The sequence below is a fragment of the Sphaerotilus uruguayifluvii genome, from assembly GCF_013294065.1.
Classification (GTDB): Bacteria; Pseudomonadota; Gammaproteobacteria; order Burkholderiales; family Burkholderiaceae_C; genus Sphaerotilus; species Sphaerotilus uruguayifluvii.
In genome coordinates, this window is record NZ_JABSNM010000006.1 from 126,768 (window position 1) to 151,508 (window position 24,741).

22 protein-coding genes are annotated in these 24,741 nt (G+C 69.6%); 9 read left to right on the forward strand and 13 right to left on the reverse strand.

The features are described 5' to 3' along the window. Positions 1 to 62: 62 nt before the first annotated feature. The 7 genes from HNQ01_RS08735 to aptA form a co-directional block, all read right to left on the reverse strand. Positions 63 to 1,556, reverse strand: coding sequence for an aldehyde dehydrogenase (locus HNQ01_RS08735; RefSeq protein WP_173804986.1), 1,494 nt, complete (start codon positions 1,554 to 1,556; stop codon positions 63 to 65). A 150-nt stretch (positions 1,557 to 1,706) separates the two neighbouring features. Further along, entirely contained in the window at positions 1,707 to 2,573 is an 867-nt protein-coding gene (locus tag HNQ01_RS08740; RefSeq protein ID WP_173804987.1) for a DUF2806 domain-containing protein, read from the reverse strand. A gap of 239 nt (positions 2,574 to 2,812) precedes the next feature. Beyond that, complete coding sequence (locus HNQ01_RS08745; RefSeq protein WP_173804988.1) at positions 2,813 to 4,207, reverse strand: aspartate aminotransferase family protein; 1,395 nt, start codon at positions 4,205 to 4,207, stop codon at positions 2,813 to 2,815. 181 nt (positions 4,208 to 4,388) lie between these two features. Then, positions 4,389 to 5,756: a glutamine synthetase family protein gene (locus HNQ01_RS08750; RefSeq protein ID WP_173804989.1), complete on the reverse strand. Its 1,368-nt coding sequence runs from the start codon at positions 5,754 to 5,756 to the stop codon at positions 4,389 to 4,391. Between the two features lie 124 nt (positions 5,757 to 5,880). Beyond that, on the reverse strand, positions 5,881 to 6,660 hold the full coding sequence (locus HNQ01_RS08755; RefSeq protein WP_173804990.1) for a gamma-glutamyl-gamma-aminobutyrate hydrolase family protein: 780 nt from the start codon (positions 6,658 to 6,660) through the stop codon (positions 5,881 to 5,883). Positions 6,661 to 6,837: 177 nt separating this feature from the next. Then, the gene (locus HNQ01_RS08760) at positions 6,838 to 8,169 is read right to left on the reverse strand and encodes an NAD(P)/FAD-dependent oxidoreductase (protein ID WP_173804991.1); all 1,332 of its coding nucleotides are present in this window, start codon (positions 8,167 to 8,169) and stop codon (positions 6,838 to 6,840) included. 136 nt (positions 8,170 to 8,305) lie between these two features. After that, positions 8,306 to 9,625, reverse strand: coding sequence for an omega-aminotransferase AptA (gene aptA, locus HNQ01_RS08765; protein WP_173804992.1), 1,320 nt, complete (start codon positions 9,623 to 9,625; stop codon positions 8,306 to 8,308). Between the two features lie 152 nt (positions 9,626 to 9,777). Here aptA and HNQ01_RS08770 point away from each other — a divergent pair, with 152 nt between their 5' ends. The 3 genes from HNQ01_RS08770 (at position 9,778) to HNQ01_RS08780 (ending at position 11,834) form a co-directional block, all read left to right on the forward strand. After that, positions 9,778 to 10,263, forward strand: coding sequence for an Lrp/AsnC family transcriptional regulator (locus HNQ01_RS08770; protein ID WP_173804993.1), 486 nt, complete (start codon positions 9,778 to 9,780; stop codon positions 10,261 to 10,263). 8 nt (positions 10,264 to 10,271) lie between these two features. Continuing rightward, entirely contained in the window at positions 10,272 to 10,973 is a 702-nt protein-coding gene (locus HNQ01_RS08775; protein WP_173804994.1) for a nucleoside/nucleotide kinase family protein, read from the forward strand. Positions 10,974 to 11,066: 93 nt separating this feature from the next. After that, positions 11,067 to 11,834 carry a winged helix-turn-helix transcriptional regulator gene (locus HNQ01_RS08780; RefSeq protein ID WP_173804995.1) on the forward strand — a complete coding sequence of 256 codons (768 nt, stop codon included), beginning with the start codon at positions 11,067 to 11,069 and terminating at the stop codon, positions 11,832 to 11,834. A 7-nt stretch (positions 11,835 to 11,841) separates the two neighbouring features. On the opposite strand, the gene HNQ01_RS08785 is transcribed toward HNQ01_RS08780, so the two are convergent. Then, positions 11,842 to 12,285: a hypothetical protein gene (locus HNQ01_RS08785; protein WP_173804996.1), complete on the reverse strand. Its 444-nt coding sequence runs from the start codon at positions 12,283 to 12,285 to the stop codon at positions 11,842 to 11,844. A gap of 134 nt (positions 12,286 to 12,419) precedes the next feature. Here HNQ01_RS08785 and HNQ01_RS08790 point away from each other — a divergent pair, with 134 nt between their 5' ends. Beyond that, positions 12,420 to 13,802, forward strand: a complete 1,383-nt coding sequence (locus HNQ01_RS08790) for an FAD-dependent monooxygenase (RefSeq protein WP_173804997.1) — start codon at positions 12,420 to 12,422, stop codon at positions 13,800 to 13,802. Between the two features lie 170 nt (positions 13,803 to 13,972). Beyond that, complete coding sequence (locus HNQ01_RS08795) at positions 13,973 to 15,265, forward strand: GAF domain-containing sensor histidine kinase (protein WP_173804998.1); 1,293 nt, start codon at positions 13,973 to 13,975, stop codon at positions 15,263 to 15,265. 10 nt (positions 15,266 to 15,275) lie between these two features. On the opposite strand, the gene HNQ01_RS08800 is transcribed toward HNQ01_RS08795, so the two are convergent. From HNQ01_RS08800 to HNQ01_RS08820, 5 genes are all read right to left on the reverse strand, one after another. Continuing rightward, a complete protein-coding gene (locus HNQ01_RS08800; RefSeq protein WP_173804999.1) occupies positions 15,276 to 15,983 on the reverse strand; it encodes a hypothetical protein in 708 nt (235 codons plus the stop codon). Positions 15,984 to 16,054: 71 nt separating this feature from the next. Beyond that, a complete protein-coding gene (locus tag HNQ01_RS08805; protein WP_173805000.1) occupies positions 16,055 to 18,103 on the reverse strand; it encodes a hypothetical protein in 2,049 nt (682 codons plus the stop codon). After that, a complete protein-coding gene (locus HNQ01_RS08810; RefSeq protein WP_173805001.1) occupies positions 18,103 to 19,734 on the reverse strand; it encodes a hypothetical protein in 1,632 nt (543 codons plus the stop codon). The genes HNQ01_RS08805 and HNQ01_RS08810 overlap by 1 nt, the downstream gene beginning before the upstream one ends. Positions 19,735 to 19,871: 137 nt before the next feature. After that, complete coding sequence (locus HNQ01_RS22670) at positions 19,872 to 20,414, reverse strand: tetratricopeptide repeat protein (protein WP_173805002.1); 543 nt, start codon at positions 20,412 to 20,414, stop codon at positions 19,872 to 19,874. A gap of 26 nt (positions 20,415 to 20,440) precedes the next feature. Further along, complete coding sequence (locus HNQ01_RS08820; protein ID WP_173805003.1) at positions 20,441 to 20,899, reverse strand: hypothetical protein; 459 nt, start codon at positions 20,897 to 20,899, stop codon at positions 20,441 to 20,443. Between the two features lie 195 nt (positions 20,900 to 21,094). On the opposite strand from HNQ01_RS08820, the gene HNQ01_RS08825 reads away from it, so the two are divergent. The 4 genes from HNQ01_RS08825 to HNQ01_RS08840 all read left to right on the forward strand — a co-directional run bounded on the left by HNQ01_RS08825 (position 21,095) and on the right by HNQ01_RS08840 (position 24,732). Continuing rightward, positions 21,095 to 21,232: a hypothetical protein gene (locus tag HNQ01_RS08825; protein WP_173805004.1), complete on the forward strand. Its 138-nt coding sequence runs from the start codon at positions 21,095 to 21,097 to the stop codon at positions 21,230 to 21,232. A 301-nt stretch (positions 21,233 to 21,533) separates the two neighbouring features. Then, the gene (locus HNQ01_RS08830) at positions 21,534 to 23,513 is read left to right on the forward strand and encodes a B12-binding domain-containing radical SAM protein (protein WP_173805005.1); all 1,980 of its coding nucleotides are present in this window, start codon (positions 21,534 to 21,536) and stop codon (positions 23,511 to 23,513) included. Between the two features lie 137 nt (positions 23,514 to 23,650). Then, complete coding sequence (locus HNQ01_RS08835) at positions 23,651 to 24,052, forward strand: response regulator (RefSeq protein WP_173805006.1); 402 nt, start codon at positions 23,651 to 23,653, stop codon at positions 24,050 to 24,052. After that, a complete protein-coding gene (locus HNQ01_RS08840) occupies positions 24,049 to 24,732 on the forward strand; it encodes a hypothetical protein (RefSeq protein ID WP_173805007.1) in 684 nt (227 codons plus the stop codon). The genes HNQ01_RS08835 and HNQ01_RS08840 overlap by 4 nt, the downstream gene beginning before the upstream one ends. Positions 24,733 to 24,741 lie beyond the last annotated feature (9 nt).

Consider the following 24,741-nt stretch of genomic DNA (forward strand, 5'->3'; position numbering starts at 1 on the left):
GCATGCAGACCCTGATCGCGGCGGGGATTATGGCGCGAGCGCATGGACTTTCGTCACGCGGCTCAGGCGCCGTCGATGCGCAGCCAGGTGGTCTTCAGCTCGGTGTACTTCTCGAGCGCGTGCAGCGACTTGTCGCGGCCGTTGCCGCTCTGCTTGAAGCCTCCGAAGGGCACGGTGATGTCGTCCTCGTCGTACTGGTTCACATGCACCGTGCCGGCACGCAAGGCGCGTGCCACGCGGTGCGCGCGGTCCAGGTCGTGCGACCAGACGCTGGCCTGCAGGCCGTAGGGCGAGTCGTTGGCGATGCGCACGGCGTCCTCCTCGGTTCCGAAGCGTATCACCGACATCACCGGGCCGAAGATCTCCTCGCGGGCGATGCGCATGGCGTTGGTCGCGTGGTCGAAGACGGTCGGCTCGACGTAGAAGCCGCCGGTCTCGCTGCGGGCCTGCGCGCCGCCGTGGCAGGTCGCGCCCTCGGCGCGGCCGGCGTCGATGTAGCCCAGCACGGTGCGCAGCTGGCCCTCGTCGACCAGCGCGCCCATCGTGGTGCGCTCGTCCAGCGGGTCGGCCGGCTGCCAGTCGGGCATCTGCGCGCGCACCTCGGCGACGAAGTCGTCGGCTATTGATTCGTGCACCAGCACCCGCGAGGGCGCGTTGCACGACTCGCCCTGGTTGAAGAACAGGCTCCCGGCCACGGTGCGCGCCGCACGCGCCGGATCCTTGTGGTCGGGGAAGACCAGAAAGGCCGACTTGCCGCCCAGCTCGTTGTAGACGCGCTTGAGGTTGGAGCGCCCGGCGTAGTCGAGCATGCGCCGGCCGGTGCGGGTCGAGCCGGTGAAGCCGATCGCGTCCACCTCCATGTGCAGCGCCAGCGCCTCGCCGGCCTCGTGGCCGTAGCCGGGCACGACGTTGAACACGCCCGGCGGCAGCCCGGCCTCCACCGCGATCTCGGCCAGGCGCAGCGCCGTCAGCGGCGATTTCTCGCTCGGTTTCATGACGACCGAATTGCCGGTGGCCAGCGCGGGCCCGAGCTTCCAGGCCGCCATGATCATCGGGTAGTTCCACGGCACGATGCAGCCGATCACGCCCATCGGCTCGCGCGTGATCATCGCCAGCGCGTTCGGCCCGGTCGGCGCGATCTCGTCATATACCTTGTCGATCGCCTCGGCATACCAGGCGATGGTGCGCGCGGTGGCCGGCACGTCCACGCTGCGGGCGAATCGGATCGGCTTGCCCATGTCGAGGGTTTCGAGCAGCGCGAGTTCGTCCCGGTGCGCCAGGATCGCCTCGGCAAACCGCTGCAGCACCTTCTTGCGCGCGGCCGGCGGCTGGCGCGCCCAGCGCCCGTCGTCGAAGGCCGCGCGGGCGGCCAATACTGCCGCATCGACATCCGCCGCCTGCCCGCGCGCAATCGCGCCCAGCCGCCGCCCGTCGATCGGCGAATGCTTGTCAAACGTCTCGCCGCTGGCGCTGGCCACGCGCTGCCCGTTGATGAAGGCGCGGCCATCCAGCGCTAGTGCGGCGGCACGGTCGTGCCAGGTGGGGGAGGTGGTCATGGGGGCTCCGTGCGCTTTTGGGTTGGCGGGGTTATTTGTTGGGGTGCTGGCTGGGCTTTGAATATTTATTCGGCGCGGCGCGTGGTTCGTTTTTGGATTGACGCCATGGGAGTCGGAGATATATGTATGAAATTCAGATGACGTTAGGTTTTATTGGCGATTAATGACTGCAGAAGATAGAACCAAGCCGCACTCAAACCATTTGCGGATGACGTGGTTGTAAAAGTCATCGTTCCTCGATGAGCCACAGATTGATACCAATTCTTTGCCGGTGCTGGTTAGTAGGGTGTGTCCGATTTCAAGTTTATTGTTGGAATCGCTGTCAAACTCGATCAGAGTGGGGTGACCATAGTAGGAGACATGAGCATACTTCGCAAAGCCGGTTTTCACGTAGCCGCTCAAGGACTCGAGTGAGATTAGGCCGATAGCATCAAGGTGCTTCAATGTTTCAAATGTAATGCCATGCTTTGTGTAGATTTCATCGGTAGATTCATAGATGAGCGGAATTGGTTCGCCCATCATCCACACAAACTGACAGAACGTAGTGAACAGGGCTGCGTCCTTCTTGTCGATGGTCGATATGAAATCAACAGTTCTTTTTGAGAATGTGCCGGGCTGTGTTGCTTCTCCGGACAGCAAACGCGCCCAAAGAGATTGCATTTCCTTGTCTGAAACGGTGTCGCAATGTTTGAAGAAATGAGCAACCCAGTCTTCTTCGAGATTTTCTACTTTTGCATCTTCTGGAAGTGACGCAGCTGCTTGTGCCGTGATCTGCTCGATGTTCGCTTGCTTCCTGGCTTCCTGATGGACAAAACGATCGATTGCTCTTTGCTCGATCTCAGTCAATTCGATTTTTGCAATGACATTGATTTTTTTGGCCTCTGCTTCGGCGCGAGCCATTCGCTTGACATGATAGGGTTCATAGATCGCCCCAACGGCCGCGCTGACCTTTTCGATCAGTACAATTGCTGGCTTAGATAGATCGCCCAAGTTGATCAGAGAATTTCCTTCGGACACGCGATGTCTCCTGAAACATAACCTAATTTAGGTGTCACGGCCATGCCGCCTAACGCGGCCATTTACATCTAACCTGGTGTCAATAAAATGCCCAAGTCCTTGTCGTCGTTGGCATTTGATCGCTGCATGCTGCATAACTTCATCCTAAATTGACCACCAAAACCTGCACTGCAGGGGGCCGCCTGCAGTGCCTGTGTTTTATCCTCGCAGAATAAACGCCGGCCGGTCAGTTGCCAGCGTCACACCCACCCACGCGCCTGCAGATCCGCCAGCGTCAGATCCAGGCAGAGGCGGATCAGGCCGGCGAGTTCGTCGACCTGCTCGACGGTCATCACCAGCGGCGGGGCGATGATCATGCGGTCGCCGACGGCGCGCATCACCAGGCCGTTGCCGAAGCAGTGGCCGCGGCAGACCATGCCGACTTCCAGCGCCGGGTCGAAGGGCGTGCCGCGGCCGTCGGTGCCGTCCTTGGCGCGCACCAGTTGCAGCGCCGCCATCAGGCCGCAGCTCTGCGTCTCGCCGACCAGCGGGTGATCTCGCAGCGACTCGAAGACGGCGGCCAGGCGCGGGCCGGTCTCGTCGCGCACCCGCTCGACCAGGCGCTGCTCGCGCATCAGGCGGATGTTGGCCAGCGCCACCGCGCAGGCCACCGGGTGGCCGCTGTAGGTGTAGCCGTGCTCGAACTCGCCGCCCTGCTCGATCAGCACCTTGGCGACGCGCTCGCCCACCATCACGCCGCCCAGCGGCACGTAGCCCGAGGTCACGCCCTTGGCGAACGTCATCAGGTCGGGCCGGGTGCCCATCGTCTCGCAGCCGAACCAGTTGCCGGTGCGGCCGAAACCGGTGATCACCTCGTCGCTGACCAGCAGGATGCCGTACTGGTCGCAGATGCGCTGGATCTCGGGCCAGTAGGTCGCGGGCGGCACGATCACGCCGCCGGCGCCCTGCACCGGCTCGCCGATGAAGGCGGCCACCTTGTCGGGGCCGACCTCCAGGATCTTCTGCTCCAGCCAGCCGGCCGCCTTCAGGCCGAACTCGTCGCGCGTCATGCCGGCGCCATGCTCCAGCCAGTGCGGCTGGTCGATGTGGTCGATGCCGGGAATCGGCAGGCCGCCCTGCGCGTGCATGTACTTCATGCCGCCCAGCGACGCGCCCGCCATCGTCGAGCCGTGATAGCCGTTCCAGCGGCTGAGGATGACCTGGCGCTCGGGCTGGCCCTTGAGATCCCAGTAGCGGCGCACCATGCGGATCACGGTGTCGTTGCCCTCGGAGCCCGAGCCGGCGAAGAAGACGTGCTTGAACTGCGGCGGCGTCACCTCGGCCAGCAGCTCGGCCAGCTCGACGGCCGGCGGCGTCGTGGTCTGGAAGAAGCTGTTGTAGAAGGGCAGCTTCGTCATCTGCGCGGTGGCGGCGTCGATCAGCGCCTGCTGGCCGTAGCCGACGTTGACGCACCACAGGCCGCTCATCGCGTCGAAGAGCCTGTGGCCGTCGGTGTCCCAGAGGTAGACGTTCTCGCCGCGCTCGATGATGCGCGAGCCCTTCTTCGCCAGGGCCTGGAAGTCGGTGAAGGGGTGCAGGAAGTGGGCGGCGTCCAGGGCCTGCCAGTCGGCGGTGGTGCGGGTGGTCGTGGTCATGGTCGGTGTCCTGAGTGGCGTGTCGCCGTCATCCCTGGCGCGCTGCCGTCATCCCCGCGAAGGCGGGGAGCCACGCCGTGCGCGGGTGGGGGCCTGCGTGGGTGCCCGCCTTCGCGGGCATGACGGATGAGGGGCGGGACGACGGGTGGGTGAAACGGGTGGGTGTGTCGGGGCCGGGCGCTCAGACGTGCAGCAGCAGGTGCTCGCGCTCCCACGGCGAGATCACTTTCATGAACTCGGCGTACTCGATCTCCTTGACTTCGGTGTAGACGGTGACGAAGGCCTCGCCGAGCACCTCGGCCAGCGCTTTTTCCTGGCGCAGCATCTCGAGCGCCTCGCCCAGGCTGCGCGGCAGCTGGTAGTCGCCGAGGTAGGCGTCGCCCTTGCACTCGGGCGTGGGCTCGATGCGGTTCTTCATGCCCAGGTAGCCGCAGGCCAGCGTCGCCGCCAGCGCGACATAGGGGTTGGCGTCGGCGCCGATGACGCGGTTCTCGATGCGCCGTGCCGCGGGCGAGGCCACCGGCGAGCGGATGCCCACCGTGCGGTTGTCGGTGCCCCACTGGATGTTGATCGGCGCGGCGGTGAAGCGCGCCAGGCGGCGGTAGCTGTTGACGTAGGGCGCGAACAGCGCCATCGCCGCCGGGATGTACTTCTGCAGCCCGCCGATGTACCAGCGGAACATGTCGCTGGCGCTGCCGTCGGCGTTGCTGAAGATGTTGCGTCCCTCGGCGTCGGTGATGCTCTGGTGGATGTGCATCGCGCTGCCCGGCTCGCCGGCGATCGGCTTGGCCATGAAGGTGGCGAACATGTTGTGGCGCATCGCCGCTTCCCGCACCGTGCGCTTGAAGAAGAACACCTCGTCGGCCAGCCCGAGCGGGTGGTCGTGGAAGAAGTTGATCTCCATCTGGCCGGCGCCGATCTCGTGGATCAGCGTGTCGACATTGAGCTCCATCTGCTCGCAGTAGGAGTAGACGTCCTCGAACAGCGGGTCGAACTCGTTCACGGCGTCGATCGAGTAGGCCTGGCGGCTGGTCTCGGCGCGGCCCGAGCGGCCGATCGGGGGCTTGAGCGGCATGTCCGGATCGGTGTTGCGCGCCACCAGGTAGAACTCCAGCTCCGGCGCGACGATCGGGTTCCAGCCCTCGGCGGCGTAGAGGTCGCAGACCCGGCGCAGCACCGAGCGCGGCGCGAAGGGCACGATGTTGCCGGCCTTGTCGTAGCAGTCGTGCACCACCTGCGCGGTCGGGTCGCTCGCCCACGGCACGATGCGCACGGTGCGCGGGTCCGGGCGCAGGTGCATGTCGTGGTCTGTCGGGCTGATGACGTCGTAGTAGGGGCCCTGGGTCGGGAACTCGCCGGTCACGCCCATCGCGACGACCGCCTCGGGCAGGCGCATGCCGCGGTCCTCGGTGAACTTCTGCCGCGGCAGGATCTTGCCGCGTGCCACGCCGGTCAGGTCGGGCACCAGGCATTCGATCTCGGTGACGCGGTGCTCGTCGAGCCACTGTTCGAGATCGCTGAAGGAGAAGTGGTTTCGGTCGGTGTTCATCGTCGTCTCGGTCAGGTTCCGCGGGCTGGCGCGCGGCGCCGCGGCGGCGAGCGCATCCGGCACGGCCGACCCGGACGGGGTGGCATGCGGCGGCGTGGGCGCTCGGTCGGAAGGAGTCGCGACGTCAGCGACTGGGGGGGCGGTGCAGGTCGCGGTAGTCCTGGCAGGCGGCGCCGAAGGCGCGCAGCAGGGCCATCGACACCGGATTCGCGGCGGCCTGCCACTCCGGATGCCACTGCACCGCGAGCTGGAAGGCGGCCGGCCCGATCGAGAAGGCCTCGACCAGGCCGTCGGGCGCCCGAGCCTCGACGCGCAGGCCCGCGGCCAGCCGGTTCACGCCCTGGCCGTGCACGCTGTTGACGGTGATGTCGTCGGCGCCGCCGAGCGTGGCGGCGATCAGGCCGCCGGGCACGAGGTGCACCGGGTGCGCCGGACCGTACTGGACCTCGGCCGGATCCTCGCCCCGGGCGCGGTGGTCGGCCAGGCCGGGCACCTCCTGCACCGCCTGGTGCAGCGAGCCGCCGAGCGCGACGTTGACCTCCTGGAAGCCGCGGCAGATCGCCAGCAGCGGCATGCCGCGCTCGACGAGCCGGGGAATCAGCGCCAGCGTCCAGTCGTCGCGCACCGGATCGAGCGGCAGCGAGGGGTCGTGCACCGCCTCGCCGAAGCGGCTGGGGTGAACGTTCGACGGCGAGCCGGTCAGCAGCACGCCGTCGGCGAGGTCGAGCAGCGTGTCGATCTCGTCGGGCGAGACGGACGGCACCACCAGCGGCAGCGCGCCGGCCAGGCGGACCGCATCGACGTATTTCTGGCCTGCGACGTGGAAGGGATGCTGTCCGAGCATCCGGTTGCAGGCCGGGACCAGCACCACGGGGGGCCGGCGGGACGGGAGGAAGCTGTTCATTGGGCTTGCTGCAGCCAGCTTGTTGAGCCGACGGCAATGGGCTTACTGACGGGGTTCGGACAGGAAGACACCGAAGTGATGCAGGGAGTGTGCCAGCACCATCCCGGTGCGTCCAGCGGGTTCCCCCGAAGGGCATGGCGGCGGCAGGGCGGTCGGGTCTGCAGGCTCATGCGCACCTCATCCGAGCAGGTCGCGCGCACGGTGCCACAGCATGCCCAGCACCAGCGTCGGCGTGCGCAGGCGCTCGCCGCCCGGAAAGGGGCGGTGCTGCAGCCGCGCGAACAGGTCGAAGCGGCTGGCGTCCTCGCAGATCGCCTCGGCCACCAGCTTGCCGGCCAGGCCGGTCAGCGCCAGGCCGTGGCCGGAGAAGCCCTGCAGCAGGTAGATCGGTGCGCCGGCCGCACCATCCGGGGGCAGGCGGCTGAAATCCGGTGCACGGTTCATCGTGATGTCGACGAAGCCGCCCCAGACATGGGTCAGCGGCCGGTAGGCCAGCCGCGGGAAGACCTGCGCGATGCGCGAGCGCAGGCTGCGCGCCAGGTTCGGCGGCGTCACGGTGCTGTAGCTGACCTTGCCGCCGAAGAGCAGGCGCTGGTCGGCGGTCGGGCGGAAGTAGTCGAGCGCGAAGTTGCTGTCGCAGACGGCCGCGCGGGTCGGCAGCAGCCCGTCCATCTCGCCGGCGTCGAGCGGCTCGGTCACCGCGACATAGGTGCCCACCGGCATGATGCGCGAGCCGATGCCCGCCGGCAGGCCGCCCAGCCCGGGCATCGTCGGCAGGTGCACGTTGCCGGCCAGCAGCACCTGGTCGGCGACCACCTGGCCCTGCGGCGTGCGCAGCAGCGTGACGCTGCGGTGGCGCTCGATGCGGCGCACCGGGCTGCGCTCGTGCAGGCGTGCGCCCTCGCGCCAGGCCGCGTCGGCCAGGCCGAGCGTGTATTTCAGCGGATGCAGGTGGCCGCCGCGCCGGTCGTAGCAGCCGCCGCGGTAGCGCGGGCTGCGGATGTGCAGCGCCAGGTCGCCACCGGCGAGCCACTGGCCCGCGTGGCCGTAGGCCTGCGCCAGCCGCTCGGTCTCGCGGCGCAGGCTGGCGGCCTTGCGGGCGCTGGTGGCCACCGTCAGCGCGCCGGACTGCCAGTCGCAGGCGATGCGGTAGCGGTCGCGCCGCGCGTGGATCAGCGTCAGCGCCTCCACCGTCATCGCCCAGATGCGGCGCGCGTCGGCCAGGCCGATCTGCGCCTCGATCTCGCCCATGTCGCAGGCCAGGCCGGCCAGCGCCTGGCCGCCGTTGCGCCCGGACGCCGCCCAGCCGAGCTGCAGCGCCTCCAGCAGCACCACCTGGCGCCCGCGCTGCGCCAGCTCGAGCGCGGCCGACAGCCCGGCCAGCCCGCCGCCGACGATCGCCACCTCGGCGCGGACCTCGCCCTGCAGCGGCGGATGGTCCTGCCGGCGCGTCGCGGTCTGCGCGTACCAGGACTGGCGGGCCAGGGCGTGGTCGGTCTGCAGCAGCATGCGTTGGCGTCGGTGCTCCCGGTCCGGCGGCTGCCGGGTTCGACCTGATTGTGCTGCAGCGCGTGAAACCTGTCACGGTGCGGTGTCGCGGGCGCGACGCGCGTCACGACACGTCGCGTCACGCCCGCGTTCCCGCTCAGGCCACCCGGCGCAGCGCGGTGGCGATGGCCTCGACGAGGCGGCCGATCTGCTCGGGCGAGATGATCAGCGGCGGCGACAGCGCGATGGTGTCGCCGGTGGTGCGGATCAGCACGCCCTGCGCGAAGCAGTCCAGGAAGACGTCGAAGGCGCGCCGGCCCGGATCGCCCGGGCGCGAGGCCAGCTCGATGCCGCCGACCAGGCCGGTGTTGCGGATGTCGATCACGTGCGGCAGGCCGCGCAGGCCGTGCAGCGCCTCGGCGAACTGGCCCTCCAGCGCGGCCGCGCGGGTCAGCAGGCCCTCCTCGGCGTAGGTGTCGAGCGTGGCGAGGCCGGCGGCGCAGGCCAGCGGGTGCGCCGAGTAGGTGTAGCCGTGCGCGAACTCGATCAGGTGCTCCGGGCCCTGCATGAAGTCGTCATGGATGCCGCGGCGCACGAAGACCGCGCCCATCGGCACGCAGCCGTTGGTCACGCCCTTGGCGGTGGTGATGATGTCGGGCGTCACGCCGTAGGTCTGCGCCGCGAAGGGCTGGCCGGTGCGGCCGAAGCCGGTGATGACCTCGTCGAAGATCAGCACGATGCCGTGGCGGTCGCAGATCTCGCGCAGGCGCTGCAGATAGCCCTGCGGCGGGATCAGCACGCCGGTGGAGCCGGCGACCGGCTCGACGATGACCGCGGCGATGGTCGAGGCGTCGTGCAGCGCGACCAGGCGCTCGAGGTCGTCGGCCAGCTCGGCGCCGTGGGCCGGCTGGCCGACGGTGAAGGCGTTGCGGGCCGGGTCGTGGGTGTGGCGCAGGTGGTCGACGCCGCCCAGCAGCGTGCCGAACATCTTGCGGTTGCCGACGATGCCGCCGACCGACATGCCGCCGAAGTTGACGCCGTGATAGCCGCGCTCGCGGCCGATCAGCCGGGTGCGCGAGCCCTGGCCGCGCAGGCGCTGCCAGGCCAGCGCGATCTTCAGCGCCGTCTCGACCGACTCCGAGCCGGAGTTGGTGAAGAAGACGCGGTCCAGCCCGGCCGGGGCCAGCTCGGCGAGCCGCCCGGCCAGCTCGAAGGCCTTCGGGTGGCCCATCTGGAAGGGCGGCGCGTAGTCCAGCTCGGCGGCCTGCTCCTGGATGGCGCGCACGATGCGGGGCCGGCCGTGGCCGGCGTTGACGCACCACAGGCCCGCCACGCCGTCGAGCACCTGGCGGCCGTCGTCGGTCCAGTAGTGCATGCCCTCCGCGCGGACGAGCTGGCGCGGGGCCTGCTTGAACTGGCGGTTGGCGGTGAAGGGCATCCAGTAGGCGTCGAGGCGCGGGTCGCGGGCGGTCGTCATGGGCGGGGCGGGCAGGGTTGGAGAGGTCGGGAACAGCCGGGAAGAGGGCTTCCAGTCTATGCAGGGCGCCGCGCAACAGGGTTGCCATTCACGTCGACCTCGGCCCCTGCTACGCTATGGAATTGCGAATCTGCGTGACACTGCACAATTCCATGCCGACAAGTCCTGATCCGGTGCAACTCGATGCGATCGACCGCGCGATCCTGCGCGAGCTGCAGCATGACGCCCGGCCGACCAACGTCGAGCTGGCGCAGCGGGTGCATCTGTCGCCATCGGCCTGCCTGCGCCGGGTGCGGCGGCTGGAGGAGTCGGGCGTCATCGCCCGCTATGTGGCGCTGCTCGACCCGAAGGCGGTCGGCCAGGCCGGCACCTCCTACACCATCGTCAACGTCGAGCGCACCAGCGTCGAGGCGCTCCGGCGCTTCGAGGAGGCGGTGCGGCTGGAGCCGGCCATCCTCGACTGCTTCTACGTCGCCGGCAGCAACGACTACCTGATCCGCTTCACCTTCCGCGACGCGGCCGACCTGGAGCGCTTCCATTCGGAGGTGCTGACGCGTCTGCCCGGCGTGGTGCGCTCGAACTCGATGCTGGTGGTGCGCACCGTCAAGAAGACCACCGCGCTCGATCTCGGAGACTGAATTCCCCCATGCTGCCGACGCCCTCCGTTCCTGATGCCGCCGCGCCTGCGCTGCCTGCGGGTGCGCTCGAGCGCCTCGAGGCGCTGCTGGCCGGTCTGGCCGATGACACGCCGGCCGCCGAGGGTCGCGCCCGCCGGCGGCTGCTCGGCCTGGTCGGCCCGCCCGGCGCGGGCAAGTCCACGCTGGCCGAGGCGCTGCTGCGCCACTGCGAGCGCCACCATCCCGGCCTGGCCTGCCTGGTGCCGATGGACGGCTTCCATCTGGCGCAGGCCGAGCTCGAGCGCCTGGGCCGCGCCGGGCGCAAGGGCGCGCCCGACACCTTCGACAGCGCCGGCTTCGTGGCGCTGCTGCGCCGGCTGCGTGCGCCGGTCGCGGGCGAGACGGTCTACGCGCCGGTCTTCCGTCGCGAGATCGAGGAGCCGGTGGCCGGCGCGATCGGCGTGCCCGACTCGGTGCGGCTGGTCATCGCCGAGGGCAACTACCTGCTGATGGACGAGGACGGCTGGGCGCCGGTGCGCGCGCTGCTGGACGAGGCCTGGTATGTCGGCGTCGACGACGCGCTGCGCCGGCGCCGCCTGGTCGAGCGCCACGTCCGCTTCGGCCGCACGCCGGCCGAGGCCGAGGCCTGGGCCGAGTCGACCGACGAGCCCAACGCGCGACGCATCGCCGCGACCCGCGACCGGGCCGACTGGATCGTGACGATCGGCTGAAACCGTCCGCGCCGATCACGCGACTGTCAAACGGTTGTCACGCGCGGGCGTGAGCATCGCGGCTCCGATCGATTTTTCCGGAGTCCGTCTGCCATGTCCGATGCCGCCCGACCCGCACCCGCTCCGGTTCGCCGCACCGTGCTGACCCTCGTGGCCGAGCCGGTGATCCGCGAGCTGCTGGCGCAGCACCTGAAGGAGGCCGGCTTCTTTCCGGTCGGCGCCGCCAGTGCCGGCGAGGCGCGCCGGCTGGCCGGCGAGGTGCTGCCCGACGTGCTGCTGCTCGATCCCGACAGCGCCGACAGCGCCGATCTGGCCTTCTGCGCGCAGCTTCCCGAGCAGGTGCGCATCGTCGTGACCTCGGGCGCGCCCGCGTGCTGCACCCATGTCCCGAACGTGTCGCTGTGCCTGCACAAGCCCTACGCGCCGCGCGATCTGGTCGCGCACCTGAACCGGCTGCCCGAGCTGCCGGCCGGGGCCGGCGCGGTGCGCCATGCGTCCGCCCCGGTCTCCCGGGACGGCACGGGGGCGGCGGCGCCCTCGCGGCTGCAGCGCTGCGGCCCGCTCGAGATCGACCTCGACCGCCACCTGATCACCGTGCAGCGTCAGGGCCTGCGCGTCGAGCTCGAGCTCTCGCCGGTGGAGCTGCGCCTGCTGCAGTGCCTGGTCGAGCAGGCCGGGCGGGTGCTGACACGCGAGGTGCTGCGCACGCGCGTCTGGGGCGAGGGCGCCGCGGTCGACCTGCGCACCGTCGACCAGAACATCCGGCGCCTGCGCCGCGAGCTCGGCGAGGCGGACGCCGGCGACCTGATCCGCACGGTGCGCGGCATCGGCTACCGGCTCGGTGTCGACGCGGGCGCCTGAGCGCGGCTCAGGCCTGCTTCATCCAGCGCCATGCCCCCCAGACGGCCAGTCCCGCCAGCAGGTGGTGCGTCATGTCCAGCCCGGTCTGCAGGCCGGGCTGTTCTCCTGCTCGTAGGTGGATGATGTGGTGGGCCACGAAGAACAGGCCGTAGAGTGCGCTGAGGACCAGGGCCGTCACCCGGGCCGTGCGGCACGAGCGCACATGCACAAGCACCTGGACCAGCGCATTCAGACAGATCATCCCGATCAGGATGCGCAGGCCCTGTTCTCCCGGATCCTGTTGCAGCAGCAGGCTCAGGCCTGCGTAGTCGCCGCCCATTGCCTTGCGCAGCGGATCCAGCAGCAGCATCACGATCAGCAGGGCCAGCATGCCGCCCCAGGCGGTGCTGATGACCTGACGGGGGTTGTCCTGTGGTGTGCTCATAATTTCCATTTTCGGATTCTTGTTCACCCTCGCGGTCACGGCAAGCGCTCGCGGCGAGTCGGTCCGAGACGCCCTTGACCCTGGACAAGCCCTTTCCGGGGCCGGCTCGGCACCATCGCGCGGTTGCCGCAGGGCAGATCCCCCACCGAGCCGAGACCAAGATGAATCCGAATGACACCGCCGAGCGCGTCGACGTGCTGATCGCGGGCGCCGGGCCGACCGGGCTGTCGACCGCGCTGGCGCTGGCGCCGCTGGGCCTGCGCGTCGTGCTGGCCGATCCCCAGGACGCCGCCCAGCTGGCCGATCCGCCGCCCGACGGCCGCGAGCTGGCGCTGACGCACCGCACCGAGGCGCTGCTGCGCCAGTGGGGCCTGTGGGAGCGGCTGCCCGCGCAGGCGCGCGCGCCGCTGCAGGCCGCCTCGGTCAGCACCGGTGGCGCGCAGGCCGCGCTGCGGCTGGACGCCTCGCATGCGCGTGTCGGCCTGCCGCCGCTGCCGGCCTTGCCGCGGCCGGGCTGGCTGCCGCAGGCGCTGCCCTGGCTGCCCGATCTGGCCGCGCGTGCGCTGGGCGAGGCGGCCCCGGCGCCGATCGGCGCCGACATGCACCTGGGCACGCTGGTGTCGCAGAACGCGCTGCGCCGGGTGCTGTGGGAGGGCTGCGCGGCGCTGCCCGGCGTCCGGGTGCTGGCCGGCCATCGGCTGGAGTCGATGCAGCGCGACGACGACGGCGTGACGGTGCGCCTGGTCGGTCCGCAGGGCCAGGCCCGGGTGCTGCGCGCCTCGCTGCTGGTGGCGGCCGACGGGCGGCTGTCGGCGGTGCGGCGCATGGCCGGACTGGTCGCCGACCTGCACGACTTCGGCCGCAGCGCCATCGTCTGCCGCATGCGCCACGAGCAGCCGCACCGGCAGGTCGCGCACGAGGCCTTCCACCACGGCCACACGCTGGCGGTGCTGCCGCTGGCCGATGCGTCCGATCCTGGCGAGGGCGGGCAGGCCGGCGCGCTGCCGCCTCACTGCTCGTCCTTCGTCGTGACCGCGCCGAGCGAGCTGGCGCAGCGCTGGATGGCGCTGCCGGCGGCCGACTATGCCGCCACCGTCGAGCCCTGGCTGGACGGCCAGCTCGGCCGCATCCAGCCCGGCCCCGGCGAGGAGTCCCGCCGGCATCTGTACCCGCTGGTGGCGACCTGGGCGCCGCGGCTGGTGTCGCAGCGTGTCGTGCTGGTGGGCGACGCCGCGGTCGGCATGCATCCGGTGACCGCGCACGGCTTCAACCTCGGGCTCTACAGCGCCGAGACGCTGGCCCGCCAGATCGCGCGCCGGGCCCGCGGCGGCCGGGTCGATCCGGCCGATGCGCGTGCGCTCGAGGCCTACGACCGCGAGCACCGCCACACCGCGCGCTGGATCTTCCACGGCACCAACGCCATCGTGCGCCTGTTCACCGACGACCGCCCGGCCGCACGGCTGGCCCGCCAGGCCACGCTGCATCTGGCCGAGCGCCTGCCGCCGGTCAAGGCACTGGTCGTGCGGCAGCTGGTCGACGCCTGAACGTCGGCCCTTGGTGTCGGCTCTTTGTCAGGTCCGTGTCGACTTCTGGCGTTGACATTGATTAGACAAAAGATCGACGCCATGGCTCGGTTCGCAAAATAATTCATGTCTCGTATACAGTCGGCACCATCCCGAGTCCTTTGCCCGGCCTCCCGTCCGGGCCCGTGCCGATGAGCCGCTCCGAGCCTGACCTTTCCGCTGCCGTCGGCGCCGCCGTCCCTGTCGTGGCCGGCGAGCCCGCCGCGCTGACCGCCCGGATCCATGCCGCGCTGAACGACGCGCGCCGGCTGCAGGCCGTGCACGACAGCCGCCTGCTCGACTCGTCTCCCGAGGCCGTCTTCGATTCGCTGACCGCGCTGGCCGCCTCGCTGCTGGGCGTGCCGGCCGCCTTCGTGTCGGTCATGGCCGCCGACCGCGACTTCTACAAGAGCCAGCACGGCTTCTGCGGCGAGCTGGCCGAGACCCGCGAGCTGAGCGGGCGCACCTTCTGCCACCACACGCTGCTGCGCGATGCGCCGCTGGTGATCGACGACACGCTGCTCGATCCGGTGTTCGCCGCGGTGCCGACGGTGCGGACGCTGGGCGTGCGCGCCTATGCGGGCGTGCCGCTGCGCCGCCAGGGGCGGGTGATCGGGAGCCTGTGCGCGATCGACATGAAACCGCGCTTCTGGGGACCCAACGAGGTCGAGGTGCTGGTGCAGCTGGCCGCCTCGCTGCAGCGCGAGCTGGACCTGCGCGAGGCGCTGGAGCGCACGCGCGTGCTGGCACGGGAGCGCGAGGAGCTGGTCGCGACGGTCGCGCACGACCTGCGTGCGCCGCTGCAGGTGCTGTCGATGGGCCTCGAGATGATCGGCCGGGCCGGCGCCGGCGAGGAGCCGCCGCGGCGCACGCTCGAGCGCATGCGCCATTCGCTCGACGCGATGCAGCGCCTGGCCGACGAGCTGGTCAGCGCCGCGCGCACCGGCGGGGCGGCCTCGCTGCGGCTGGAGCGCCTGTGCGCGGCGCAGCTGGCGCGCGATGCGGTGCTGATGATGCAGCCGATCGCCGAGCGGCGCCGGCACGACCTGTCGGTGGGGGCGCTGGAGGTGATGGCGGTGCAGGTCGACTACGGCCGCATGCTGCGCGTGCTGACCAACCTGATCGGCAACGCGGTCAAGTACTGCCCGGAAGGCAGCCGCATCCGGGTCGAGGTGGCCGGCTCGCCGGGCCGTGCCCCGGGCGACGCCGCTGCGCTGCACATCGACGTCAGCGACAACGGCCCCGGCATCGACCCGGCGCACCGCGCGCGCCTGTTCGAGCGCGGCTGGCAGGGCGGCGAGGGCCAGTGCCGCGAGGACGGCGCCGGCCTCGGTCTGGCCATCGTGCGCGACATCGTCGAGGCCCACGGTGGCCGGGTCCACCTGCTCGACGCGCCGGGGCGGGGGACCTGCGTGCGGGTCCGGCTGCCGGTGCGCGGGGGGTGAGGCCTTCGCCTTACTTGTTGGGGGAGGCGAAGGCGGCGAATGCATCCTCCATGGCCTTGGGCTTGTCGTCCTTCGAGGCGGGGGCCTTGACGCCGACCGTCCCGAAGATGTCGGGCATCAGACCGGCGATCTTCGCGCCGACCTCGACCTGGGTGCTCAGGCTCGATGCCGCATCCTTGATGCTGCCCAGCTTGCCCAGCAGCGTCGGATTCGTGCTCATTCCCGAGACCAGTCCCTTGGACTGGTCGATCAGCGCCTTGTCCTGAAGCATCGCCAGCGAGAAGTTGAAGGCGGCGGCGCCGAGCTGCGTGCGCTGCTCGCTGCTCATCGTGCTTGCTGCGGCCTTGAGCTGGCTGCCCTTGATCTGTTCGTTGAGGGCTGCTGCGGCGCTGGCCTGTGCAGCGTTGACCTGACTCTGGGCTTCCTTGGCGTCGGTCTGCGACAGCGCGGCCTTCATCGCGGACTCGTAGCTGGCTGCGGCCTCCTTCGACGCGAGCGAGCGCACCAGCAGCGTCAGCGAGTTGCCCATCAGCTTTTCGGCGTTGGCCGCGGCCTTCAGGAAGCCGTCCGGATCGAGCGCACCGGTGGTGGCGGCCGGCTTGGCCGCGCCGAGCAGGTCCCCGACGCCGAAGGCCTGCGCCGAGGGCGCCGTGGCCAGCGCGGCCAGGGCCAGAAGCGCCGAAGCCAGAGAAATGCGAGAAGAAGAATGACGGTTCATGATGTTTCGCGTGGGGTGGAAGAAAAAAACAGGGAAAAGAGTCGGCCGGAAGAGGCGCCGGCCCGCCGTGTTCATGGGGTCAGCTTCAACTCGCCGGCCATCTTCTGCAGCAGCTTGGCGGCCTCGTCGACCACGTCCGCTTCCATCAGCAGCGTCTGCTGGGCCGCAGGAGTGGAGGCATAGAAGCCTGTGCTGCTGAAACCGATCTGCAGGGCCTGGCTGCCCACGGACTTGCCCGAGGCCTGGGCGTCGAGCATGTAGGCGGTCTTCATCGGGATTTCGCAGACGTTCTTGCTGCACAGGGGCTCCGCACGGGTGACCTTCTCGAGGGTTTTGATGCAGGTGTCGATCTGCCTCGGCAGCTTCCAGGCCAGTGTTCCGGTGAAGTTGTTGACCGGAGAGATCAGCTGGTCGATCCGGCCTGTCATCGCGGGCATGTAGAACATCCCCGGCATCTGGCTGCCCAGCGCGTGCGTGGCCAGCGCGGTCAGCGAGGGCGTCTTCATGTCGCCGCGGTTTTCCGGCTCGCCCGGGCACAGGCTGAAGCGTGCCGAGGACTTCGGCGCGGTGCCTATGCGCTGGATCTCGAACTGCTGGCCGGCGGCCAGCGGCTGCTCCGGCGAGCGCAGCGGCAGGCCAGCCAGCAGCGGCGGGCGGGCCGTCTCGATGCTGTTGTCGATCTGCGCCTCCGACACCGGCAGCCACGTGTCCTGGGGCCGGCCGTCGACGCTCAGGCGTACCCGGGCGGGTGCCAGGACCACGCCCTTCTGCTGCGGCGCCTGGGCCTTGCCGCGGGTGTCGACGGCCAGACCGGTGTCGCCCTGCATGACCGGCAGACGCTCCGCCTTGGGCTCGGCCAGCGTGGCGAAGCGCTCGGCCAGTCTGACCAGCGCGTTCTTGGCGCTGACCTCGCGCCGCTCGCTCATGCCGGGGCCGATGCCGTGCGAGATGGCATCGTCGATCGTGTCCTTGCCATCGACCGAGAACACCACCCGTCCCTGCGTGTCGATCAGCTCGGCGAAGGCCAGCGTCTCGTAGTGGCGCTGAACTTGGTACTCCAGATTGGTCCTGGCCTCGTAGGCGATCGGCTCGGCCAGTGTCAGACGGATGATGTACTCGGGAGGGCGGCGGCGTGCGCTGTCCTCGCGCGCCAGCGCGGCCTGCTGGGTGACGGTGGTCAGCAGGTTCGAGAAGCCGGGGCTGACCAGCACGATGCTCAGCGGTGCCTTGTCGCCGACCAGCTCGGAAAACAGCTGGGCGACATGCTCCTTGCGGTAGCCCTGCGGCACCGATTCGACATAGACCACGGTGCGCGGGCGCACCTTGCCGTCGGCGCCGTGGGCAAGGTACTTCTGGAAGGTGGCTCCCGGCTGGACCTGATCGGCGAGCACGCGTTGCGCCACCGCATGGTCCGCGCTGGCGTACATCACCTCGATCAGCTGGCCGCTGGCGTCGGAGAGCTGGTCGCCGACCTGGATGCCGCGCCGGTAGCCGGTGTCGAGCACCAGCAGCGAGCCGCTCTGGTCGGTGATGCGCACGTCGACCGTGCTCGGACGGAATTCGGTGCCAGCGCGCTTGACCAGCTGCTCGATCACCGAGCGCAGCGAGCGCTCGAACTGGCGCCGTGTCGCACCGGCCACCTCGCCCGCGCCTGCCACGACTTCCTGGCTGACGGTCGTCTCCGACAGCGTCTTCAGGATTTCGCCGGTGCGCACGTTGGTGAAGTACAGGCTGGCGGTGACCGTCGCGAGAACGTCGCGGTTGCCGGTGCCCTTGTCGACCGCGTAGCTGGTGGCACGGCTGACCTGCAGCGAGGCGACAAAGGTTCGCCCGGCCGTGTTGCGGTCCAGGGCTCCGATGCGGTCGCCGAACGCCGCCGTCATCTGGCGGTGGGCTTCGGCCGCGAGGTTCTGCGTGCCGAGCGAGCGCACCAGATCGCGAAAGGCCGGATCCAGCGTCGAATCGCTCTTGTCGTCGTGGAAGAAGGCCTTCAGCGGGAAGACACGGGCGTCCTGACCGGCCGCCTGGACCGGCGAGGCCAGCAGCATCAGCCCCGACAGGACGGCGGCTCCGGCCCAGGCCAGCGGATGCATCGAAGGCAGGCTGCGTGCGGCGGGCATCACTTGCGACCCTTCGCTGCCGGTGCGGCGGCCGTGGCGGCCGGCGCGCTGCAGCGGTCCAGGCACAGGATGATCTGCTCGCCCTCGACCTTGCCGTCGAGCGTGCGGCTGGCGAAGGCCGGCTGCGCGCTGACCGCGCCGTAGACCTGCTCCATCGCATCGACCTTGCCCTTGAGCGTCAGGGTCAGCTTGACGCCGGTGTCGCCGTCTTCCTTCTTCTCGACGTCGGTGGCGCCCTGGATGTCGCGCAGCGCCTTGGCGAACGACAGCCGCATCGGCAGCGGCAGTGCGCTGCCGCGCAGCTCGACGGTGAACTGGCGGCCGCGGGCGGCGCGATCGGCCCAGTAGCCCAGGGCTCGGCCGGCGAAGATCGGAGCCATCAGGTCGGCGACCTTCTTCGAGGCGAGCGCTGCACATTCCTCGATGTTGCTGCCGCTGGCCTGGGTGCTCAGCGACTCGGCGGCGATCAGCTCGTTGCCCGCGGTGGCGAAGGCCCGGATCTGGGCGTTGACGCCGCAGGCGATCTGGCCGGTGGCGGCATTGCGCTCGCCGCCGACGACGGTGGCGTTGCCCAGCATCAGGAAGTCCGCATTCGACTTGGTGCGCGCGAATTCGGAGAACTTGGTCATCTCCGCGCCGTTCTCCAGCATCGACAGGCTGATCGCCCGGTCGCCGAAGAAGCGGCTGCGGGTGTTGGCCGAGTCCTGCAGGCGCATGTCGTAGTCGCGCAGGTTGCCGCTGAAGGCCGCCAGGAAAGCCGACTTGCCGGTCGGCTTCGAGCTGTCCTGATACTCGACCAGCTTGCGGTAGGACATCTTCTCGTGGTTGCGCTCGTCGATGTCCTTGCGGTCGATGCTGGCGCGCGAGGACTGGCTCGAGGCGGCGCCGGCGTAGTTCTGCTTCGCGCTGTAGGCGGCCGCATCGCTGCGCTGGCCCGACACGCTGGTCTGCTGGGCGCCGGCCATCGAGCCCGAGCCGCCATAGCCGTCGCGGCCCTGAGCCGCCACCGCGGTGCTGGAGCTGCCCGCCATCCGGCTGGAGCTGGCGGTGGCCGCATTCACGCTCGAAGAGCCCGCGACCGCGACGCGGCTGCTGTCCGAGGCCGAGCTGGCCTTCAGCGACTTGTCTCGGTAGGACGATCCGGCGTCATAGCTGAACTCCTCGAGCTCGCGCAGCGGCAGGTTCAGATCGCGCGAGGAGGTCACGAACTCGTCGACCAGCATCAGGATCGAGAAGCTTCGGTCATTGAGCTTGTCCAGATCGGTGCCGCGGATCGCGTTCTTGATCTGCCGGCGATCGACCAGGGCCTCGACCCGCGTCACGAAGTCCTGACCCTCGCGGCGCTCCTCGCGCACCTGCACGTCGCGCAGCTGCTTGGCCACCTCGCTGACGATCGGCGCGAAGCGCGGGTCGCTGGCGTCCAGCGCGGTGGCGTCCTTGATGGCCTTGATGACCGCATCGCGCATGGCTTCCTGACGGGCCGCCTGACGGATCGAGGCCGCCTCGCCGGCGACGATCGGCGCGCGGCCTTCGCCGAAGACGGTGTTCTGGGCCAGGGCGCTGCCGGTGGGCGCGAACAGGGCGGTCAGGGCCAGCGACAGGGTGCCGGCGCGCAGGAGACGGGTTTGCATCGTGATGGATTCAAAAAGGTGACAAGAATCGAGGCCGGGCCGTGCCTGTGGCGGGCACGCCGGGGGATCGACGCACACCGCCTGGGTGGTGGCGCCTCGGGTCGACCGGGGAAAAAACAGGGGGCAGCCGCCCGCGATCAGCGGTCCGGAGGCAGCTCGACGACCAGATCGCCGGCACGCACCACCTGCTTGCCGCCGCGCTGCTCGATGGAGACGGCTTCGCCCGCGCGCTGACTTGTCGTCGTGGCGCCTGAGCTGACCGAGGCGCGCACGCTGCCTGCCCGCACCGAGACCGACTGGCGTTCCGGGAACTGCATCGACATCATGTCCTCGTAGGCATTCATGTCGCGCAGCGGCTCCAGGCGTGGCTCGGCTTCGATGCGGCCGGCGTCGCGCAGTCCCTGGCGAATCGCCTGCTCGAGTGCGACCAGCGCCGCAGTACGCTCGCCGGACTGCGCCAGGGCCTGGGCCAGCAGGTAGTGCGCCTCGACATCCTGCGGAGTCTTCTCGACCAGGCGCCGAGCCCGCGAGACCGCATCGGCGAAGTTGCGCTGGTCGAGCGACTGGGTCGCCAGCGTGCGCAGTGCCGCTGCGTCCTGCAGCGAGTCGGGCAGGCAGCCACCGAGTGTCATCACCAGCAGGCTGGCGCCCATCAGTCGAGTGATGGAGGGTGAAGTCATCATGATCCGTTTTCTGCTGCGAGGGCTCATCGGCTGAACAGCGTCAGCGAGAACAGGCGGCCGTGCCGGTCCTGGCAGATGCCGGTCAGCGCTTGCCCTGCATAGCCGATCGCGGTGTCATTGCGGACAGGCACGTAGCAGCTCACTCCGGTGTCGCCGCTGCTGAGGCGTCCGGTGACCACGAAGCGGCGCTGACAGTCTTCGCCGGGAGCGTCATGGCAGGCATCGGGCTGCACGAACAGCCGCCCCGCCGGACGACCCTGCTCATCTCGGGTCTCGAAGGCTGCACCGCTGCGACTGAAGGCCAGTGTGCCCTGGAGTCGTGTCGGTGTCTGCCCGGTGCTGGCGGCCTGCGCGACCAGATCGAACCGGTCGAACCGGCCCAGGTCCGGCGTGTTATCCAGTCCCGGTCGGGTCGGTGCAGTGACTGGTGGCTGAGCGCAGCCCTGCAGCAGCAGGCTTGCGCTCAAGACGAGCAGGGCCAAGCCCCGCATCATGAATCCATGTTGCATGATTAGATTGAGTTCCGAGATAATTGAATATCCGACCGCCCCCCCGGAAATGAGGGGTCTCTCGTCCGCTGTTGGATGAGAATATATTTCCGGGCGACCTGTTAGGAAGAATCCTGGATTGCCGAGGCTTGGCGGGAATCTTCGCGGCGATGGTGTGCCACGAATAAGATGTTTTCTTGGATTTATATCGCCAATGACGACAAACGGCTGGCTCTGGCTGCAGATGGTGCCGTGATTGCGTCTGCCATGGTGGCGTTTGGCCAATGGATGGGCAGTGCGCCGCAGGCCTTGATGATCATCATGTGAATTCTCCCTGATGAATCTCTGGTGCTGCGCGATCTGATGTCAGGCGCACCTTTTTTTGATTCGGTAATCATGATAACCGAAAAGCGGAAATTCTGATATTCGTTTCTCAATTGATGCCGGGCAGGACAGTTGGATGTGAAATTCTTCACGATGATAGGATTTGGCTATCGAATTGGTGTTGCGGGTCGTCGACATCATGCTTGCGCAAGCCTTGCCCTGCTTGGTGCTGCCTGCACTGGCACAATCGCGCCCTCCGCGGCCCCTGGCGGTCGCGCCTCGCTGCCCGAACCCCGCCGGTGCCATGACCTCTGTCGCTGATCCCGCGCCGCTGCGCGTGCTGTCCGTCATCCCGCCGATGACGCAGCTCAACACCCCGTACCCGTCCACCGCCTACCTGACCGGCTTCCTGCGCTCGCGCGGCTTCGATGCGGTGCAGGAGGATCTGGCGCTGGCGCTGGTGCTGCGCCTGCTCAGCCGCGAGGGCCTGCGCGAGATCCGCCGCCGCATCGAGGCGGCACCGGCGCCGAAGCGCGGCCCCACGCCGCAGGTCGCGCACTTCCTGGAGGCCTTCGACGCCTACGAGGCGACGATCGAGCGCGTCATCGCCTTCCTGCAGGGGCGAGATCCCACGCTGGCGCACCGCATCAACAGCCGCATGTTCCTGCCCGAGGGTGCGCGCTTCGCGCCGATCGATGCCTATGGCGACGACGACGGCGGCGATCCGCTGGCCTGGGCCTTCGGCGCTCTGGGCCTGCAGGACAAGGCGCGCCACCTGGCCACGCTCTACCTGAACGATCTGGCCGATGTGCTGCGCGATGCGGTCGACCCGCGCTTCGAGTTCGTGCGCTACGCCGAGAAGCTCGCCACCAGCCAGCCCAGCTTCGACCCGCTGGCCCAGGCGCTGGCCGCGCCGCCCAACCTGATCGACGAGCTGCTCGCCGAGCTGACCCGCGCCGCGCTGGAGCGCCACCAGCCGCGCCTGCTGCTGCTGTCGGTGCCGTTTCCGGGCGCGGTCTACGCGGCGCTGCGCATCGCCGAGACGGCGCGCGCCTGGGCGGCCGAGCGCGTCGCTGCTGGGGAAGAGCCGCTGTGCATCGCGCTGGGCGGCGGCTTCGTCAACACCGAGCTGCGCGAGCTGGCCGAGCCGCGCCTCTTCGACTACGTCGACATCATCACGCTGGATGCGGGCGAGCGCCCGCTGCTGGCGCTGATCGACCACCTGCAGGGCAAGCGCTCGCGCGAGCGGCTGGTGCGCGCCTTCGTGCGCGAAGGCGAGGGCGAGGCGGCGCGGGTGCGCTTCATCAGCTTTCCCGAGCCCGACATCGCCTTCGCCGAGGTCGGCACGCCGACCTGGGACGGGCTGCCGCTGCAGAAGTATCTGTCGCTGCTCGACATGCTCAACCCGATGAACCGGCTCTGGAGCGACGGGCGCTGGAACAAGCTCACCGTGGCGCACGGCTGCTACTGGAAGAAGTGTTCGTTCTGCGACGTCTCGCTGGACTACATCTCGCGCTACGAGGGGGCTTCGGCCACCGAGCTGGTCGATCGCATCGAGCGCATCGTCAATGAGACCGGCCAGACCGGCTTCCACTTCGTCGACGAGGCCGCGCCGCCGAAGGCGCTCAAGGCGCTGGCGCTGGAGCTCATCAAGCGCGGCGTGCAGATCTCGTGGTGGGGCAACATCCGCTTCGAGAAGACCTTCACGCCGGAGCTGGCCGAGCTGCTGGCCGAGAGCGGCTGCATCGCGATGTCGGGCGGGCTGGAGGTGGCCTCCGACCGGCTGCTGGCGCTGATGAAGAAGGGCGTGTCGGTCGAGCAGGTCGCGCGCGTGACCAAGGGCTTCAGCGACGCCGGCATCCTGGTGCACGCCTACCTGATGTACGGCTTCCCGACGCAGACGGTGCAGGACACGGTCGACGCGCTGGAATACGTGCGCCAGCTCTTCGAGCACGGCTGCATCCAGAGCGGCTTCTTCCACCGCTTCGCCTGCACGGTGCATTCGCCGGTCGGTCTGAATCCCGAGGAGTACGGCATCACGCTGCTGCCGCTGCCCGCCGGCGGCTTCGCGAAGAACGATGTGGGCTTCCATGATCCCACCGGCACCGACCACGACGCGCTGGGCGTCGGGCTGAAGAAGGCGCTCTACAACTACATGCACGGCATCGGCCTGGACCAGGACGTGCGCGCCTGGTTCGAGCACCCGAAGCTGCGCGGCCGGGTGCCGAAGCCGACGGTGTCGCGGCAACGCATCGCCAAGGCGCTGGCGGTGCGGGGCGGCTGAGCGGCACCGTGTCCGCCCGGCTGCAGGGCTGTAGGACAACGCCGTGTCCTGATGGGCAGGCGCCCGCGCAGCGTCGAGAATGACGCAATTCACGAATTTCACGTCGTTCCCGTTTTTCTGCTGACCTGCTTGTGCGCATGCTGCCTGTCCTGCCTTCCTCAGGGATTTCCTTTCGTCGTGTGCTGGTGGTCGATGACCACGTCGATGCGGCCGAGCTGCTCGGCGAGTGGCTCGAGTTCGAGGGCTTCGAGGTGCAGTGCGCGCACGACGGTGCGCAGGCGCTGCAGTGCTGGGCGAGCCGGCCGGCCGATGCGGCATTGATCGATTCCCGGCTGCCCGATCTCGCCGGCGGCGAGCTGGCGCGGAGGCTGCGTGCGCTGCCCGGCGGCGCGCGGGCGCGGCTGATCGCGCTGTCGGGCGACGACCCGGAGCAGGTGGCGCGCACCGGGCCGTTCGACGCCTGTCTGGCCAAGCCGGCCGATCTGGCGCTGCTGCTGGCGCTGCTGCAGGATGTCGTCCGGGACGGGGGGGGCGCATGAATCCCGCCGTCACCCTGGTCGCGGCCGACTGGCTGGCCGCGGGCGTGCGCCACGAGATCCTGATGCGCGTGCTGCCGACGCTGCGCCACGACCTGCTCGGGCCGATCTCGGTGGCGCGCATGGAGCTGGCGGTGATGCGCCGGCGCCTGGAGCGCGAGGACCTGTCGCCGCAGGACGGCCTGCGCCGGGTGCAGCAGCTCGAGTCGCACCTGATCGAGCTGACGCGCGGCCTGCGCGAGCTGCGCCGCTGGGACGGCATGGCCGACGAGCAGATGCCGGCCGGCTCGATCGTCGCGCTGGCGATCGGGCTGATGGAACAGCCGCTGCGGCTGGCGGGCATCGTCATCGATTCGACCGGGGTCGAGCGCGATGCCGGGGCCAGCGTGCCGCTGGGGCCGCTGCTGCTGGGCACGCTGGCGATGCTCTGCCATGCGCAGGACCATCTGGCCGCTGGCAGCCGGCTGAGGATCGGCTTCGATGCGTCGGCGGTGCGGCTGGAGCTGCAGCCGCTGGCGCCGCTGGATGCCGCGCAGCTGGCGCCGGAGCTGCCACGGGCGTCGCGATCCCGCGTCGACGCCGAGGCGGCTCGGCATCTGGCGGCCTCGCTCGGCCTGCACGCGGTGCTCGATGCCGAGTCGTGGCTGCTGCGCCCGGCCGAGGCGCGCGCTCCGGCGCCCTGATCAGGGCGC

Bases quoted from the DNA above. Each gene is read 5' to 3' on its own strand.
- HNQ01_RS08735 (WP_173804986.1), bottom strand. From the start codon at position 1,556: ATGACCACCTCCCCCACCTGGCACGACCGTGCCGCCGCACTAGCGCTG.
- HNQ01_RS08745 (WP_173804988.1), bottom strand. From the start codon at position 4,207: ATGACCACGACCACCCGCACCACCGCCGACTGGCAGGCCCTGGACGCC.
- HNQ01_RS08750 (WP_173804989.1), bottom strand. From the start codon at position 5,756: ATGAACACCGACCGAAACCACTTCTCCTTCAGCGATCTCGAACAGTGG.
- HNQ01_RS08755 (WP_173804990.1), bottom strand. From the start codon at position 6,660: ATGAACAGCTTCCTCCCGTCCCGCCGGCCCCCCGTGGTGCTGGTCCCG.
- HNQ01_RS08760 (WP_173804991.1), bottom strand. From the start codon at position 8,169: ATGCTGCTGCAGACCGACCACGCCCTGGCCCGCCAGTCCTGGTACGCG.
- aptA (WP_173804992.1), bottom strand. From the start codon at position 9,625: ATGACGACCGCCCGCGACCCGCGCCTCGACGCCTACTGGATGCCCTTC.
- HNQ01_RS08770 (WP_173804993.1), top strand. From the start codon at position 9,778: ATGCCGACAAGTCCTGATCCGGTGCAACTCGATGCGATCGACCGCGCG.
- HNQ01_RS08775 (WP_173804994.1), top strand. From the start codon at position 10,272: ATGCTGCCGACGCCCTCCGTTCCTGATGCCGCCGCGCCTGCGCTGCCT.
- HNQ01_RS08780 (WP_173804995.1), top strand. From the start codon at position 11,067: ATGTCCGATGCCGCCCGACCCGCACCCGCTCCGGTTCGCCGCACCGTG.
- HNQ01_RS08790 (WP_173804997.1), top strand. From the start codon at position 12,420: ATGAATCCGAATGACACCGCCGAGCGCGTCGACGTGCTGATCGCGGGC.
- HNQ01_RS08795 (WP_173804998.1), top strand. From the start codon at position 13,973: ATGAGCCGCTCCGAGCCTGACCTTTCCGCTGCCGTCGGCGCCGCCGTC.
- HNQ01_RS08800 (WP_173804999.1), bottom strand. From the start codon at position 15,983: ATGAACCGTCATTCTTCTTCTCGCATTTCTCTGGCTTCGGCGCTTCTG.
- HNQ01_RS08805 (WP_173805000.1), bottom strand. From the start codon at position 18,103: ATGCCCGCCGCACGCAGCCTGCCTTCGATGCATCCGCTGGCCTGGGCC.
- HNQ01_RS08810 (WP_173805001.1), bottom strand. From the start codon at position 19,734: ATGCAAACCCGTCTCCTGCGCGCCGGCACCCTGTCGCTGGCCCTGACC.
- HNQ01_RS22670 (WP_173805002.1), bottom strand. From the start codon at position 20,414: ATGACTTCACCCTCCATCACTCGACTGATGGGCGCCAGCCTGCTGGTG.
- HNQ01_RS08825 (WP_173805004.1), top strand. From the start codon at position 21,095: ATGTTTTCTTGGATTTATATCGCCAATGACGACAAACGGCTGGCTCTG.
- HNQ01_RS08830 (WP_173805005.1), top strand. From the start codon at position 21,534: ATGACCTCTGTCGCTGATCCCGCGCCGCTGCGCGTGCTGTCCGTCATC.
- HNQ01_RS08835 (WP_173805006.1), top strand. From the start codon at position 23,651: ATGCTGCCTGTCCTGCCTTCCTCAGGGATTTCCTTTCGTCGTGTGCTG.
- HNQ01_RS08840 (WP_173805007.1), top strand. From the start codon at position 24,049: ATGAATCCCGCCGTCACCCTGGTCGCGGCCGACTGGCTGGCCGCGGGC.